18 protein-coding genes are annotated in these 14116 nt (G+C 63.1%); 12 read left to right on the top strand and 6 right to left on the bottom strand.

Annotated features, from left to right (window positions below; genetic code table 11):
• Positions 1-31 precede the first annotated feature (31 nt).
• Positions 32-238, top strand: a complete 207-nt coding sequence (locus ACIGJE_RS29435) for a hypothetical protein (protein WP_367624347.1) — start codon at positions 32-34, stop codon at positions 236-238.
• 179 nt (positions 239-417) lie between these two features.
• On the opposite strand, the gene ACIGJE_RS29440 is transcribed toward ACIGJE_RS29435, so the two are convergent.
• A complete protein-coding gene (locus tag ACIGJE_RS29440) occupies positions 418-1845 on the bottom strand; it encodes a CoA transferase (RefSeq protein ID WP_415085949.1) in 1428 nt (475 codons plus the stop codon).
• A gap of 261 nt (positions 1846-2106) precedes the next feature.
• On the opposite strand from ACIGJE_RS29440, the gene ACIGJE_RS29445 reads away from it, so the two are divergent.
• Both ACIGJE_RS29445 and ACIGJE_RS29450 read left to right on the top strand, forming a co-directional pair.
• Positions 2107-2826 carry a DUF3053 family protein gene (locus ACIGJE_RS29445; protein ID WP_311945111.1) on the top strand — a complete coding sequence of 240 codons (720 nt, stop codon included), beginning with the start codon at positions 2107-2109 and terminating at the stop codon, positions 2824-2826.
• A 41-nt stretch (positions 2827-2867) separates the two neighbouring features.
• Complete coding sequence (locus ACIGJE_RS29450) at positions 2868-3116, top strand: hypothetical protein (RefSeq protein WP_245196957.1); 249 nt, start codon at positions 2868-2870, stop codon at positions 3114-3116.
• A gap of 51 nt (positions 3117-3167) precedes the next feature.
• Here ACIGJE_RS29450 and ACIGJE_RS29455 read toward each other — a convergent pair whose 3' ends face one another.
• Together ACIGJE_RS29455 and ACIGJE_RS29460 are read right to left on the bottom strand one after the other, a co-directional pair.
• Positions 3168-3467 carry an I78 family peptidase inhibitor gene (locus tag ACIGJE_RS29455; protein WP_415085952.1) on the bottom strand — a complete coding sequence of 100 codons (300 nt, stop codon included), beginning with the start codon at positions 3465-3467 and terminating at the stop codon, positions 3168-3170.
• 316 nt (positions 3468-3783) lie between these two features.
• Entirely contained in the window at positions 3784-4704 is a 921-nt protein-coding gene (locus tag ACIGJE_RS29460) for an alpha/beta fold hydrolase (RefSeq protein WP_367624344.1), read from the bottom strand.
• A 119-nt stretch (positions 4705-4823) separates the two neighbouring features.
• Here ACIGJE_RS29460 and ACIGJE_RS29465 point away from each other — a divergent pair, with 119 nt between their 5' ends.
• Positions 4824-5297: a winged helix-turn-helix transcriptional regulator gene (locus ACIGJE_RS29465; RefSeq protein WP_367624343.1), complete on the top strand. Its 474-nt coding sequence runs from the start codon at positions 4824-4826 to the stop codon at positions 5295-5297.
• Positions 5298-5323: 26 nt separating this feature from the next.
• Here the strand turns inward: ACIGJE_RS29465 and ACIGJE_RS29470 are convergent, their stop codons facing one another.
• Positions 5324-5788 carry an Rrf2 family transcriptional regulator gene (locus tag ACIGJE_RS29470; protein WP_415085954.1) on the bottom strand — a complete coding sequence of 155 codons (465 nt, stop codon included), beginning with the start codon at positions 5786-5788 and terminating at the stop codon, positions 5324-5326.
• 204 nt (positions 5789-5992) lie between these two features.
• On the opposite strand from ACIGJE_RS29470, the gene ACIGJE_RS29475 reads away from it, so the two are divergent.
• The gene (locus ACIGJE_RS29475; RefSeq protein WP_415085955.1) at positions 5993-6937 is read left to right on the top strand and encodes an NAD(P)/FAD-dependent oxidoreductase; all 945 of its coding nucleotides are present in this window, start codon (positions 5993-5995) and stop codon (positions 6935-6937) included.
• 69 nt (positions 6938-7006) lie between these two features.
• On the opposite strand, the gene ACIGJE_RS29480 is transcribed toward ACIGJE_RS29475, so the two are convergent.
• Positions 7007-8353 (bottom strand): aspartate aminotransferase family protein, encoded by a 1347-nt coding sequence (locus tag ACIGJE_RS29480; RefSeq protein ID WP_415085957.1) that lies wholly within the window; start codon positions 8351-8353, stop codon positions 7007-7009.
• 62 nt (positions 8354-8415) lie between these two features.
• The gene (locus ACIGJE_RS29485) at positions 8416-9270 is read right to left on the bottom strand and encodes a fatty acid desaturase family protein (RefSeq protein ID WP_415085959.1); all 855 of its coding nucleotides are present in this window, start codon (positions 9268-9270) and stop codon (positions 8416-8418) included.
• A gap of 223 nt (positions 9271-9493) precedes the next feature.
• Between ACIGJE_RS29485 and ACIGJE_RS29490 the strand changes: the two genes are divergently transcribed.
• From ACIGJE_RS29490 to ACIGJE_RS29520, 7 genes are read left to right on the top strand one after another with little or no spacing between them, the layout of a single operon-like run.
• Positions 9494-9709 (top strand): hypothetical protein, encoded by a 216-nt coding sequence (locus ACIGJE_RS29490; protein WP_367624338.1) that lies wholly within the window; start codon positions 9494-9496, stop codon positions 9707-9709.
• Positions 9706-10422, top strand: coding sequence for an MtnX-like HAD-IB family phosphatase (locus tag ACIGJE_RS29495; protein ID WP_483680351.1), 717 nt, complete (start codon positions 9706-9708; stop codon positions 10420-10422). Before ACIGJE_RS29490 ends, ACIGJE_RS29495 begins: the two co-directional genes overlap by 4 nt.
• The gene (locus tag ACIGJE_RS29500) at positions 10419-11333 is read left to right on the top strand and encodes an arginase family protein (RefSeq protein WP_311945004.1); all 915 of its coding nucleotides are present in this window, start codon (positions 10419-10421) and stop codon (positions 11331-11333) included. Before ACIGJE_RS29495 ends, ACIGJE_RS29500 begins: the two co-directional genes overlap by 4 nt.
• Positions 11330-11692: an EamA family transporter gene (locus ACIGJE_RS29505; RefSeq protein WP_311945002.1), complete on the top strand. Its 363-nt coding sequence runs from the start codon at positions 11330-11332 to the stop codon at positions 11690-11692. Before ACIGJE_RS29500 ends, ACIGJE_RS29505 begins: the two co-directional genes overlap by 4 nt.
• Positions 11689-12591, top strand: coding sequence for an alpha/beta hydrolase (locus ACIGJE_RS29510; RefSeq protein ID WP_311945001.1), 903 nt, complete (start codon positions 11689-11691; stop codon positions 12589-12591). The genes ACIGJE_RS29505 and ACIGJE_RS29510 overlap by 4 nt, the downstream gene beginning before the upstream one ends.
• Entirely contained in the window at positions 12588-13724 is a 1137-nt protein-coding gene (locus tag ACIGJE_RS29515; protein WP_415085964.1) for a GNAT family N-acetyltransferase, read from the top strand. Before ACIGJE_RS29510 ends, ACIGJE_RS29515 begins: the two co-directional genes overlap by 4 nt.
• Complete coding sequence (locus tag ACIGJE_RS29520) at positions 13721-14116, top strand: EamA family transporter (protein ID WP_367624335.1); 396 nt, start codon at positions 13721-13723, stop codon at positions 14114-14116. Before ACIGJE_RS29515 ends, ACIGJE_RS29520 begins: the two co-directional genes overlap by 4 nt.

Consider the following 14116-nt stretch of genomic DNA (forward strand, 5'->3'; position numbering starts at 1 on the left):
CGAGGGCGAGATCTTGGTGCGGAAAGAAACGTTGCTGGACCTTATCGAGGGACAATCCCAGGCCGGGAAGGCTGGCCGGAGGATTGCCCGTCGCCAGTACTGTTTCGCCGCCTGCATCGTCGCGACACTCGCGGTGGCCATGGTGACCACGGCCATTGCCGGCGTCTCGGCCTATCAGGGCCAGACGACCTATTGGAATCATCCGGCGCACAAGCGCGCCTCGCTGGCCCGGCCTTAGAGCAAAGCGCGATCAAGTGTGAACGCCTATTTGCTCTAACTCCTTGTTCCCAAGGCCGATCCAAAGGATTGGCTAAGGCGCCTTTGCGATTCTTGGTGATTCCACCAAATCGCAAAACGCTTTAGAAACAGGATCTTCGGCGCCATGGGTTCGGGCACGAACGCAGTGCTGCTGATGCGTCAGGCTTTGTCGGCGAGCCAAGCCGCCACAGACGATCCCAGCTTCGATGCGGGTAAGTCCCAAGCCATGGGATTATCCGCGATCACGACCGGCGGGCGGATGCGCCGGGCCGGCCCCCAGCCTGTCTGCTCGACAATGTCGGACCAGTCGGAGGGTTGCTCGGATGCCGGCGCTTCCATAGCGACTGACTGGTTTCCATTTGAAACCACGAGGCGTGCGGTCCGAGCCAGCGATCCCCGCACCTCGCATCCCTGCCCCGTCTGCAGTCGCTCCACCAGGCCGCGGATGGCCGCTGCCGCCAGGATATAGCCCGTGGCATGGTCGAGCGCCTGTCCCGGCAGTGGTGTCGGACGATCGCGCCCTGCTGCCCGCCTGCCTGCGTCGGCAATCCCCGTGCTCATCTGGATCAGGCTGTCATAGCCCCGGCGACCCTGCCACGGCCCGCTCCAGCCATAGGCGTCCAGGCAGACGTCGATTAGCCCGGGATTGAGCTGGCGCCGGCGCGCAGAACCAAGCCCGAGGCGGGCAAGGGCATCGGGCCGATAGCCGTGAACGAGTATGTCCGCTCGCGTGAGCAACCGTTCCAGCGCATGCAGATCATCCGGGTTTTTCAGGTCGAGCCGGGCACAGCGTTTGCCGAGCACCACCTCCGGTACGGTGACCGGCTCTTCCCATCCAGGCGGATCGATGCGCAGGACCTCGGCCCCAAAGCCGGCGAGGAAGCGTGTCGCGACGGGCCCGGCAAGAATGCGCGTCAAGTCCAGCACGCGGATACCCTGCAAGGGCCGGCCAGCCGACAATGTCGCACGCAGTCGGTTGCCGCCGATGCTGCTGCTACGATGCAGCAGCGGCTCCGCATTGACGGCCCTTCCCTGTGGGTGATCGACCCATTGTTCGAGCGTGTACATGGCGGCGGCGCAGCCATTCCCGGCGACGATGGCTGTCTCCAGGGCCACGGCCGGCCATTGCTTCACCACGGCAGCCACCGCCTCGCGATCCGCTGGCGTCTTCAGGACGGCGAGGGCCGCATCACGGTGATGCGGGGCGTTCGTATGCAGCCGGATCCAGCCATCCGCCGCCTGATAATCGCCGGCTAAGGCATCCCATTGCGGCGGCATCGACCAGCCCTGGGGCCGTAACGAGGTAAGGAACCAGAATGAGGCCAGCCGTCGATCGACCTGCACGGCAGGGAATCTGCCCAGTTGCAGCGATACCAACTCGGCGACGGCGAGGCCAGCGGCCGCCACGGCAGCGCTGGCGAGATCGGTGACGTGGAATATCGAGGGCAGAGCGCCGGTACCGTTTATCGCCAGATGGCGGAGATGTGCCGGATCCCCGCCGACCGCGCGCCAGATTTCGCTGAGGAAACATGCCGCAGGAGCGGAAACCGTCGAGGAAAGCGATGTCGCGGCGATGTCGTCGTGCATGGAGGCCTCAATATGCTCTTGTTCGATGAACAACTCAGCAGACGTCAGGGCTCAGGCGTCGCCCGGTGCTGAAACCTGAAAGCGGAACCGGTAGCGCACAAAGCTTGAATGAATGACATGGCATGCTAGGTACGCTTGCCCTGCCTCCTCCCCCTCGACCGTGTCCGCGCCGCCTCCAGAGGGTGAAATTGCTATAATTTCAATGTTCTTTCTGGAATTTCTCTTCAAATCACTCAATTCGAATTGCCTGGAATCGACAGTATGAACTCGTTTGCCCGCCCCTTGGCCTTTCTGGGGATTCTGCTCTGCCTTGCCCTTTCGGCCTGCGGTGACCAGGAACCCAGCCAGCGCAAGGAATTCATCGAATTCCTGCAGACCCGCATCCTCGACAAGCCGGGCGCTCATGTGCCGCAATTGAGCGGCAATCAGAAGGACGCCTTCGGCCCCTACGTCAAGGACTATGCCATCATCACCGACTTTGCGGCAGGCCCGACCGGTGAGCCAGGCAATCTGCAGCAGCGCTTCAGCGCCATCATGGCGAAGGGCTCCATCCGTTCGATGAGCGATCTGGCGTCGCGACGCGAGGATCTGGTCGCCGTACAAAATCTCATCGGCGAGCTTGGTGGTGCCATCGACCAGGCCCTTGCCAAGGCCAATGACGCCAAGGCGCAGCTCAAGCAGCCCGAAGATCTCAAGGCCGTTTTCGACAAGGCTTATGAGCGGGACGTGACGAACGTGGCCAGCAGCGTCAAGCAGATGCTGCCGCCGGTCCAGGACATGATTGCCGCCGCGTTGCAGCTCTCCGATTTCATCGCAAGCCACAAGGACAAGCTCGAAGTCACCGGCATGATGATCACTGCCAAGGATCAGAAGACCCTGGCGTCCCTGCAGCCTCTGCTCAACGATTTCAACGCCAAGGGGCAGGCCGTGATGGCCCTCCAACAGAAATTCCGTTCTTCCATGCTCGGCACGGGAAACTGAGCCAGCCCTCCTTCGATGTCATTAGGCCATAGGTATTCAATATGCTGATCTTGCGAAAACTCATCATGATCGTGGTGGTGGCCGTCATCGCCATCGTCGGCACGGCCGGCTATCGCTGGTACGACTATGTGACGGCCGCCAAGGACCCGCTCGACGAAGTCGGCATCGAGCTCAACAGCCGCATGCCGATGGCCCTGCGCAAATGGGGGTGCTATCAGCTGCAAAAGCGTTTCGGCGACCGCTTGCCGCCTTATGGCTGCTCCAGCGGCGACGGCCGGAGCTGGATGTAACCGGCCCATCGCCTCGGTGCCCTTCCGAGAGGATGGAAGGGCGACCTTCAATCAACCGCAACCGGCGCTGACCACCCGCCCGGTCGCCGGGTTGGTGGTGATGGTGACCCGGTCCGGACGAAAATCGAAGGTGACGGCCTGGCCTGGCTTGATCTGGCGCACGATCTGGGCACCGGTCAGTTTCCTGGCCACATCATCGGTTGGCTTGGGCTGACCCACCAGGCGTTGCGCCGCCTCCGCCACGCAGGCTGGAGGCTGTCCCGGCCGTGCGGCATTGGAGGCGCAAGCCGCCAGAGCAAGCATGGCAAGGGGTAGGAATGGCAGGAGGAGTTTATACTGGCCGACAGGCATGACGAATTCCTCATGGCGGGTATCGGATCGTTGAAAAAACGATCGGATGCTGTCTTGCCGGATTGAGGGTCGGCCGTCTCACCACCAACGCAATCCAGCAGGAAGCACACATTAATTCATATATCTCAATACATTACATGGATTTTTTATTCTAAGGATCAAGGAACTATCCTGACGTTCTAGCCTGGAGGCATGACCTTGATATGGCAAGCCGATCATCCCGCATGCGTGGACACTCACCCGCGCGGCGGAGACCCTACGCACTCGGCTAAGCCATAGGACTGCAGGGTGGTCACCGCGCGACTGCTACGCGATCTCACGACCGGCAAATGAAATTGCCGATCAGATCGGCAAGGGTGTCCGGCGCATCTTCGAAGCAGTAGTGTCCCACTCCCTTCAGCCGCTCGATGGGCGCCCGAGGGAAAAGCTCGGAGAACAAGGGCAGGAAATGCCCGGCCTGGAGCGTGCGGTCCGCCTCCCCCCAGATCGCCAAAGCAGGCTTGTCGCGAATGATCTCGATGGCAGCCGGGCTGGGCTGCTCGAAGCGGTGGATACCCAGGGCAAAGCCCTCGGCCCAGCCGATTGCACCCAGGCATTCGGCCGGCTCCGAAAAAGGAGCACCATAGGCTGAGAGCCAAGCGTCGGTGACAATGGCATTGTTCTCGAAGCCGTTCAGCTTCAACGTGCTCAAAATGTTGAAGCCGAGCTGGCCAAGCACCCCTGTCAGCACACCCCCGGCATGGGCTCGAGCAATCCACTGGAACCAGGGCGACACCTGCGCATTGGCCGTGAGGCGTTCGACCAGATCGGCCTGCCCGAAGGGCGTCGGCCCATTGGCCGAGATGATCCGCCGGATCCGTTGCGGTTGCCTCGCAGCAAGTCCCATGCCGACGGGGCCGCCGAAATCATGCATGACGAGGGTGATGTTGCCGAGATCGAGGGCAAGGACGAAGCGCTCGAGATTGTCGATGTGATCCTGCAGCCAATAGCTGCGCCCTTGCGGCGTCTCGCTCTTGCCGAAACCCATGTGATCGGGAACGACCACGCGATGCGTCCGGCTCAGCACAGGAATCAGATTGCGGAAAAGATAGCCCCAGGTCGGCTCGCCATGCAGGCACAAGATGGGCTCGCCATCGCCGGGTCCTTCATCGACATAATGCATTCGAAAGCCAGCCACGTCAGTGAAGTGCGGGGCGAACGGAAAGGTCCTATCGAAGGTGGCCTCTGCCTCGATCATGAGAATGTCCATATCCATGGTTTTAGATTGAAACCATGGATTCGATAAACCTTGCGGTTTTAATTTGCAACCTCTATATTCCGAAACGAGAGCGCGGACGAGAATGGTGGACGAATGTCATGGCCAAGAGGATAAGCCACCAGGAATCCCTGTGCGGCGTCGCCCGGCCGCTGGATGCGATCGGCGATTGGTGGTCGCTGCTGATCGTGCGTGACGCCATCGATGGCCTGCGCCGGTTCGGCGAGTTTCAGAAGAATCTAGGCTTGGCCAAGAACATTCTGTCGGCGCGGCTGCGCAATCTGGTGAGCCATGGCATCATGGATCTGGTGCCTGCCAGCGATGGCGGCCCCCATCACGAATATGTTCTGACCGAGAAGGGCCGCGGCCTGTTCCTGGTTCTGGTCGCCCTGCGGCAATGGGGGGAGGATTTCTTCTTCGAGCCTGACGAAGCGCATGTACTGCTGGTGGACAAGAAGACCGCCCTCCCCGTGCGCAGGCTCGAACTTCGCGCCCAGGACGGACGCGTGCTGGGCGCACAGGACACATTCGTCCGAAGCCCACCGGGACGGATGGATGCAGAGAAGGCGGGCTGACCCCTCCTCTCGCGCAATAGGCCTTTCTAGCGTTCCTCCCGATGCGCGTTGCACCGACGCTCGCCATGAGCGGCCAGGCGTACGTGGAAATCGGCGGAGAGATCCGCCAGCGTTACCTTGGCAAACTGATCGAGCAACAATTGGCGCGCCTGGCCGAGCGCATCGTCGAGGCGGGCATTCACCGCCTGTTCGACCAGGCATTGCGCGTGGTCCTCGGCGAGACCCAGGGCGAATATGGGCGGTTCGCCGATGGCGGCATAGACATCGAGCAAGGTGAATTCACCGAGAGGCCGCGCCAGTTTCCAGCCGCCGCCATGGCCCTTCTCCGAGGTCACATAGCCCTGCTCCCGCAGCCCTGCCATGGTGCGGCGGATCACCACGGGATTGGTGTCGAGCATCCGGCCGATCTCGTCCGAGGTCAGCCCGCGTTCGGCCTGATCGATATGAAGCAGCACATGGAGCATGCGTGACAGCCGGCTATCGCGAGCCATTCGGTCCCCTTTCCTTTCAGCATCTCCGACCGGCCGCTGGACCGTGGCGATGATGGGTTGCCGCTATCCGTGATAACCGGAATTGAATCTCGTAACAATAAAAGTTGCGTTCTTCGCCGGCCGAACTATCATGTAACTTTCAATGATACGTATATGGCAGGCGTGCCAGCAAAGGTTTCTCAACACCGGACTCAAGGTACTTCAATGACTGTGTCGCCTCTCGACCGTGCCGACCATTCCCCTCACGACGTCATCATTATCGGCGGCAGTTTTGCCGGCGTTTCCGCGGCGATGCAGCTCGCCCGCGCTCGACGCCGGGTGCTGCTCATCGATGCCGGCCTGCCGCGAAACCGCTTCGTGGAGAGCGCCCATGGCTTTCTCGGCCAGGATGGACGCCCGCCGCGCGAGATCATCGGCACCGCTCTTGCTCAGCTCTCCGCCTATCCGACTTTCGGTTTCCTTGCCGGCCAAGCCCGACAGGCACGCCGGAAAGGAGCGGTCTTCGAGGTCGACCTCGGGCAAAAGGGCATCGCCCTTGGGCGGCGGCTGATCCTGGCGACCGGCGTCGGGGACGAATTGCCCGAGATCGCCGGCATGCGCGAGCGCTGGGGCCTTTCCATCTTCAGCTGCCCCTATTGCCATGGCTATGAAGTCGCGGATCGCCGCCTCGGCGTCATCGCCAACCATCCGATGTCGGCGCATCAGGCCGTGCTGGTGTCGGATTGGGGCCCGACGGTCTATTTCACCCAAGGGCGGTTCGAGCCCGATGAGGACCTCCTACCGCTGTTCCGCGCTCGCAACATCAAGGTCGAGCAGAGCCCGGCCGTCGAGATCATCGGCACCGGCACGGCCATCGAGGCCGTCCGATGCACCAATGGCCTGACGGTGCCGGTCGGGGCCATCTTCACTGCGCCGCGAACCTGCTTGACGTCACCGCTGGCAGAACAGCTCGGCTGCCGGATCGAGGACGGTCCCCTCGGGCCTCTCGTCAGCGTCGATGACCAGAAGCGTACCAGCGTCGAGGGTGTCTTTGCCGCCGGCGACGTCACCAGCATGATGGCGAATGCCACGATGGCTTCGGCTGCCGGCGTAATGGCCGGCGTATCCGCCCATCGCTCCCTCGTGTTCGAGGGCGCGATGCAAGGCTAATCCATCGCACGTGGCAGCAGGCCGGAAGCGGCCGGCCGCCAGGTGCAAGCCACCGGATGGCCCGACCGATCACATCGTCCGCGCGAGGCCGCTGGCGACATCCCTGGCGGCCGCCAGCGTGACCGCGACGTCCTCGCGGCTATGGGCCGTCGATACGAACAGGTTCTCGTAAGCGCCGGGATGGAAGAGCACGCCGCGCTCCAGCATGCCCTCGAACCAGCGCCGGAACAGGCCCTGGTCGGCGTAACGTTCGGCGTCGCGATAATTGTGGATCGGCTTGTCGGCGAACCACACCTGCATCAAGGGGCCGAGACCGACCGTGTAGGCAGGCAACCCTGCTTGCTTCAGGACGAGGTCGAGCCCCGTCCTCAGTTCATCCGAGACGGCATCCAGTCGCTCATAGACCCCGCTTTGGCCGAGCTCGTCCAGAGCCGCATTGGCGGCAGCGACCGCAATGCCATTGGCCGTGTAGGTGCCGGCCATCGACACGGTGCCGTCGGCGACCAGGCTCATGATCTCCTTCCTGCCCCCGAGTGCCGCCACCGGGAAGCCGCCGCCGAGCCCCTTGGCGAACACCGACAAATCAGGCCGGATGCCGAACCGCGCCTGGGCGCCGCCGAGGCCGAGCCGGAAACCGGTGATGACCTCGTCGAAGATCAGCACGACGTCATGCCGGGTGGCGAGATCGCGCATCGCTTCCAGGTAGCCGGGCCTGGGCAGGATGCAGCCGGTATTGCACATCACCGGCTCGGTGATGATGCCGGCGATCTCCTCGCCGTGTTTGGCCAGAACGTCGGCCAGCACCTGCGCATCGTTCCACGGCAGGATGATCAGGTTCTCTTCCACGCCGCGCGGCATGCCGGGACCCTGGGCCACCGCTTTGGGGCTATGATCGGGCCCGGCCTTGTCGATGGGGGGATGCTTGCTCCAATACACCCCATCCGAAAAGCCATGATACATGCCCTCGAAGCGGATGATCTTGCGCTTTTTGGTGAAGGCCCGCGCCAGGCGGGTGGCATAGAGCACGGCCTCGGTGCCGGTATTGCACAGGCGAACCTGCTCGACGCCGGGGACCGCGGCCACGATCTTTTCGGCCAGGACCGCCTCGTCGGCCGTCGGCAAGGCGAAGACGGTGCCGCGCTGCTCGATGAAGTCGACGACCGCCCGGGTCACCTGGGGCGGGCGATGCCCGAGGATCATCGGGCCGAGCCCGAGGAGATAGTCGATGTAGTGATTGCCGTCGACATCGACGAGCCGCGATCCCTCCCCCTTCTCGACGAACAGGGGATAAGGCAGCCAGCCTGACCATTGGGCCCGGGCGGTCGAGTTCACGCCACCGGGAATGACATGGCGCGCCGTCTCGAACAGGGAGGCGCTGGTGGTGGTACGCGTGAGGGAGGGGCTGATGTAATTCACGGGATTGTCTCGATTGAGGAGGGTTTTGGCGGGCGCGTCACGTGGGAGCCGACGGGCGTGCGTCAGTGCTGGGCCAGATCGGCGTCGAGGAAGCCAAGGGGATGGGGCGGGCGGATCACCCGCGTGCCAGCCTGCTCCTGCTCCGAGGCAATGGTGCGGTGGAGCTCGGGCATCTTGGTCCAATGGACCTTGGGCCTGTAATGATGCTCGGCGTGATAGCCATTGTTCATCCAGGTCCAGTTGTAGACCTTTTCATAGGTGCTCACGCCCCAGGCCAGCGGCTTTTCCGGGTCGCCGCCGAAATGCTCGTAATAGCCGTTGAGGGATGACAGGCACTGGCCCAGATAGTTGAAGGGCAGCATGCAGACGATGAAGCGCCAGTCGAGCAGCGCCAGCACCACATAAAAGCCGATCATCACAACAAGTTCCAACTTGGCCTGTCGGGCTTCCCCCGGGCGCCTGAGCGCCATGGCCCGGAGGATCTCGGCCGGGTCATCGCGAAAATAGCTGAGGAAAGTATAGGCCCAGACATTTTCGGGCTTGCCGTCATGGCCATGCTTGTAGATCGACAGGTAATCGATGGTTTTTCCGGCTTCATCGGGCCTGTCCATATTGCCGCTGTGATGGCGCATATGGACGAAGTTGTACATGGCCTGCGAAAAGCCGAGCGTGATCGACAGTATGAAGCTGAAGACGACGTTCAGGGTCTGACTGGCGAAGAACGGATTATGAATGAAGTTGTGGGATATACTATTGATATTCCAGGATATCGATAGCGAATAGATCAGCGCCAGGCAGATGAAGCTCCACCAGGACAAATGCGGGAAGGCGACGAACAACCCGATCACGGCGAGGAAATGAGCGGTCCCGAGTACGACGGGTACCCAGTCCCATTTTGAATAGTGCAGAATGCGCATCTTGAACGTTCCTGGTTCGGTCGCCTGGTTGCGGCGACCCACAGAGCGGCTGCCACACCAACCGCAAGGAACGTGCCAAGATCGCCAAAGCCTCGAATGCCCGCATTCCGCCACGACTTTCGACGTGTTGCGCGCCATAGCAGCGAATGGGAGGGCGGCCAGCGCCGCGACATTTCCTGACGCGAGCTACAAAACTTGTAGCTCGCAATTTGGAGGAAGGCCGGTGATCCGTGCCCTCGCCTGCGCTCATTCGCCGCCACAAGCCGTAACAACTGCTTTGAGAAGCGAGAGAAAAGCGGACGAGGACGCCTGCGATCCCAAGAAAGCCGACTGGCATGCATCTTGCGATGAAGGGGGCAAAACCTTCTGCCGGCGGATCGTGAAATGGCGTATCGGATATATTGCGACTTTGATGGAACGATTGCGACAAGCGACGTGACCGACGTGCTGCTGGAAGCCTTTGCGACACCTGGCTGGCGCGACATCGAAGCCCAATGGCAGGCGGGCCTGATCGGCTCCGCCGTTTGCATGGCCCGCCAGGTGGCGCTGCTGCATTGCAGCCGCCCTGCCCTCGATCATCTGCTCGACGCCGTCGACATCGATCCTGGTTTCGTCGATTTCGTCGCCTTCTGCCGAGACCATGACATCGAGCCGATCATCGTCAGCGACGGCCTCGATTACGCCATCCGGCGCATCCTGTCGCGCGTCGGCCTGGGCGACCTGCCGGTTATCGCCAATCGCCTGATGTTCCTGGCCGAGGATCGTCATGCCATGCTCAGCCCGCATGCCTCCTCGGCCTGTCATTCGGCGGCCGGAACCTGCAAATGCGAAGCCGTGCGTTCGGCCGGCACCGCGGAGGCGCACACCGCCATCCTGATCGGCGACGGACGTTCCGACTACTGCGCGGCCGGGGTCGTCGATCTCGTCTTTGCCAAGGCAGGCCTGCGGGAGCACTGCCAGGCCAACGGCATCGTGCACCTGCCCTATGCGGATTTTGCCGAGGTCACCCGGCTCCTGGCCGAGCGGCTGCCAAACCTCGGCGCCGCCGGCTTGGCCGACCTGCCCACACACGCACCCAGCGGCGCCTTTCTCGGACAGGAAAAGCAAGCCGCCCTGCTGGAAGCCGGCATCCCCGGCAGGGTGCTGCCATGATGCCGATCCGGGTCCTGGATCTCGACGGCAGCCTGCCCGGCCAGGGGCCGGTCGCCCGGCGCCTGCAGTCCGGCCAGGCTGTCCTGCATGACCTGCGCTCGCTTGGGCCGGCCTTGCGTCTATGGGCACGCCGCCAGGCCTATGCCGCCTTCGAGAGCTTCTGGGCCAGCCTGCCGGCCTCGTCGAGACCGGCGCTGACGCTGGTCGGTTCCGGCGATTTCCATCACCTTACCGCCAGTTTCATCGCCTCCGCTCCGGGGCCATTGACCGTGCTCCATTTCGACAATCACCCCGACTGGTGCTGGACCATGCCCCGCCGCCATTGCGGATCCTGGGTCAACGAGGCGCTCGCCCTGCCGCATGTCCAGCGCGTCGTCACCATCGGCCCCTGCAGCGACGATCTCGTGCGTCCAGATCGCAAGGGCGCCAATCTGGAGGCTCTATCGAACGGACGGCTGGAACTCTTCCCCTGGTGGCATGGTCCCTCGGAAACACGCAAGGCCGTCCGCAGCGGCGCCGGGCATGTCGCCGCCGACGGGCTGATCCGCTGGCACAATCTGGTGGACCAGGACTGGGGCGACTTCCTTTGCGCCCTGATGGAGCGTGTGCCGACCGAGCGGATCTGGATCACCATCGACAAGGACGTACTGCCGCCGACGGAAGCCGTGACCAATTGGGACCAGGGTGGACTGCCGCTGCAACGCCTGATCGAAGCCATCAGGCGCCTGGCAGCCAATTTCAGCGTGGTCGGTGCCGATATCTGCGGCGAATACGCGCCGATCCGCCACCGCAATCCCTTCAAGCTCATCGAGGCCCGGCTCGACCAGCCGCGTTCCGACGCCGAACCCGATCTCTCCGTCAATGCCCATACCAACGAGCGGCTGATCGCCGCCTTCGAGGCTGCCCTATGAACGGTTTCGCCCTTCTGGTCCTCTTCGGCACGATCCTGTGCGACGTCGTCGGCCAGCTCTGCTTCAAGGCGGGCCTCGATGGCGTCACGGGCGGGGATTCCTCGCGGCCGGTCTGGCTCAAGGTCACGACGACGCCGTTGATCTGGCTGGGCGTGGCGACCTACGCCATCGAGATCGGCGCCTGGCTGTTCGTGCTGTCGCGTATGCCGCTGAGCGTGGCCTTCCCGCTGGCGAGCCTCTCCTATTGCGGCATCGCGCTCGCCAGCCGCTTCATTCTCAAGGAACCGGTATCGCGCCGGCGCTGGCTTGGAACCGCTCTCATCGCCGTAGGCGTCGCCATTGTGGGGACCTCGACATGAACGTCCATACCCCTATCGGCAAGTCCGAGGCCGAAAGCTCGCCGGCTCCCGCCCAGCCCCATGCCTTTCACTATGCCGGCGGCCCGACTGCCATCCTGTTGATCCATGGGCTCACCGGCACGCCGGCCGAGTTGAAGCTGGTCGCCAAGGGTCTCGTGAGGGCCGGCTATTCGGTCTATGGCGTGCAGCTTGCGGGCCATTGCGGCAGCGAGGCCGACCTCACCGCGACCGGCTGGAAGGACTGGCTCGCCAGCGCGCTCGAAGCCTTCGACCGGATCCGCCAGGACCACGACGCCGTGTTCGTCGGCGGCTTGTCGATGGGCGCGCTGCTAGCCCTACTGGTGGCATCCCACCGGTCCGACCGGGTGGCCGGCTGCCTGCTCTATTCGCCGACTATGTTCTATGACGGCTGGAGCGTGCCGCGCGGCAGTGTGCTTTTGCATGGGGCCATCCTGCTCGGGCTCGGGCGCTTCTTCCGCTTCCGCGAGAATTTTCCCTACGGCATCAAGGACGACAGGCTGCGGGCCAGGGTGCAGGCCGCCATGGAGTCCGGCCGCAGCGAAGAGGCGGGCCTGCTCTATATGCCCGGCCGCAGCCTTGCCCAGCTTCTTTATCTCATCCGGGACCTGAAACCGCGCCTGCCCGCCTTGCGCATGCCGGTCCTGGTCCTGCATGCCCGCGAGGACGACGTCACCAGCATCCGCAATGCCAATTACCTGGCGGCCAATCTTGGCGGCAATGTCGAGAAGATCCTGCTGGAGAACAGCTACCACATGATCACGCTCGACCAGGAACGTGAGCTGGTGATCGATCATTCCGTCGGTTTTCTCAAGCGTACCGAGCCCCGCCGGCTTGCTGCTCCCAGCCTGAGCCTGGCGCTCAATCGAGGACGATCATGACGCTCACCGCCGTCGTCGAAAACTCGATCACCGCCTTCGACAGTGCGGACTGGAATCGCTGCTTTCCGTCCGACCCGGAGAACTGGGCCTTCTATCGCGCCTGCGAGGAAGCTGGCCCGCCCGGTTTCACCTGGTACTACGCGGCCATCCGCGACAATGGCCGCCTGGTCGCCGTGGTGCCAGCCTTCGGCACCGAATATCGCCTCGACACCACCGTGCAGGGCGTCCTGAAGCGGATCACCAACCAGATCCATCGCCTGCTGCCGGCCTTGCTGTCGCTGCGCCTGATCGCCTTCGGCTCGCCGGTCGCCGAAATCTGCCATCTCGGCTTCGCGCCGGAAGTGCCGGCCTATGAGCGGCCGGCGCTGCTCCGGCGCATCGTTACCGCGCTGCAGGAATTCGGGGCGGCCAAGCGCTACGGCCTGCTCGGCATCAAGGATGCTCCTGCCCGGGACGACGGCCTGTGGCGAGGCGCGCTCGCGCCGAGCGGCTTCACGCGTCTGCCCGGCCTACCCACGGCCGTGCTCGACCTGCCTTACGGCAGTTTCGACGGCTATCTCGAGAGCCTGAGCAAGGCCACCCGCAAGGATATGCGGCGCAAGCTCAAGGCGTTCAAGGATATCCGGGTCGAGCAGCGCCGTAATATCGACCACGTGGTCGGCGAAGTGTCGGCTCTCTATGAACAGACCGTCGCCCATAGCGACCTGCAGTTCGAATATCTGCCGCCGGACTATTTCCCGCAGCTGCTGCGCTTTCTCGCCCCGGAGGCCAGTGTCTTCCTCTACTGGCACGACGACGAGCTGGTCGCCTTCAATTTCGTGATCGAGACCGCGGATCGCCTGATCGACAAATATATCGGCATGAACTACGCCGTCGTTCCGAAATTCAATCTCTACTTCAACAGCTGGCTGCACAATGTCCGCTATTGCATCGAGCGCGGCATCCCCGTCTACCAGAGCGGCCAGGCCTTCTACGGCCCCAAGCTGCGGCTCGGCTGCCGGTTGCAGCCCAATTGGCAATATTTCCGCCATCGCAACGCGGCAATTAACACCATATTGCAAGTCGTCGCCAAATTCGTGCGGTTGGACCGTTTCGATCCCGCGATCGCCAATCTCGTGAAGGAAGCGGCATGACCAACGCGATATCCGCCATGCGCCCGGACTACCGCAATACCCTGTTTGCGTGGCTGCTCCTGCTCGTGTTCGAGACCACCTCCCAGCTTGCCCTCAAGATCGGTGGCGAGGCGCTGGCCCATCTGCCCTTCGGCCTTGCCTGGCTCATGCAAGCGGCGAGCAATCCCTGGGTCATCGTCGGTGTCTTCGGCTATCTCGGTGCCTTCTCGGCCTGGATGGTCATCCTCGATCGCATTCCACTCAGCTTCGGCTTTCCCCTCACCGCCGTGGTGATGCTGGTGGTTGCCATCGCCTCCCACTACGTCTTTGGTGAAGAGCTCACACCCTGGCGCCTGGTCGGCATCGGCCTGATCGTCGCGGGGGTGGTCGTCATGGGAGGAGGCGACGGGTGA

Source organism: Labrys sp. E2SS-1L (assembly GCF_057073705.1).

Excerpts from the sequence above, each read along its gene's own strand:
- ACIGJE_RS29440 (WP_415085949.1), bottom strand. The coding sequence starts at position 1,845 with ATGCACGACGACATCGCCGCGACATCGCTTTCCTCGACGGTTTCCGCT.
- ACIGJE_RS29445 (WP_311945111.1), top strand. The coding sequence starts at position 2,107 with ATGAACTCGTTTGCCCGCCCCTTGGCCTTTCTGGGGATTCTGCTCTGC.
- ACIGJE_RS29450 (WP_245196957.1), top strand. The coding sequence starts at position 2,868 with ATGCTGATCTTGCGAAAACTCATCATGATCGTGGTGGTGGCCGTCATC.
- ACIGJE_RS29455 (WP_415085952.1), bottom strand. The coding sequence starts at position 3,467 with ATGCCTGTCGGCCAGTATAAACTCCTCCTGCCATTCCTACCCCTTGCC.
- ACIGJE_RS29460 (WP_367624344.1), bottom strand. The coding sequence starts at position 4,704 with ATGATCGAGGCAGAGGCCACCTTCGATAGGACCTTTCCGTTCGCCCCG.
- ACIGJE_RS29465 (WP_367624343.1), top strand. The coding sequence starts at position 4,824 with ATGGCCAAGAGGATAAGCCACCAGGAATCCCTGTGCGGCGTCGCCCGG.
- ACIGJE_RS29470 (WP_415085954.1), bottom strand. The coding sequence starts at position 5,788 with ATGGCTCGCGATAGCCGGCTGTCACGCATGCTCCATGTGCTGCTTCAT.
- ACIGJE_RS29475 (WP_415085955.1), top strand. The coding sequence starts at position 5,993 with ATGACTGTGTCGCCTCTCGACCGTGCCGACCATTCCCCTCACGACGTC.
- ACIGJE_RS29485 (WP_415085959.1), bottom strand. The coding sequence starts at position 9,270 with ATGCGCATTCTGCACTATTCAAAATGGGACTGGGTACCCGTCGTACTC.
- ACIGJE_RS29500 (WP_311945004.1), top strand. The coding sequence starts at position 10,419 with ATGATGCCGATCCGGGTCCTGGATCTCGACGGCAGCCTGCCCGGCCAG.
- ACIGJE_RS29505 (WP_311945002.1), top strand. The coding sequence starts at position 11,330 with ATGAACGGTTTCGCCCTTCTGGTCCTCTTCGGCACGATCCTGTGCGAC.
- ACIGJE_RS29510 (WP_311945001.1), top strand. The coding sequence starts at position 11,689 with ATGAACGTCCATACCCCTATCGGCAAGTCCGAGGCCGAAAGCTCGCCG.
- ACIGJE_RS29515 (WP_415085964.1), top strand. The coding sequence starts at position 12,588 with ATGACGCTCACCGCCGTCGTCGAAAACTCGATCACCGCCTTCGACAGT.
- ACIGJE_RS29520 (WP_367624335.1), top strand. The coding sequence starts at position 13,721 with ATGACCAACGCGATATCCGCCATGCGCCCGGACTACCGCAATACCCTG.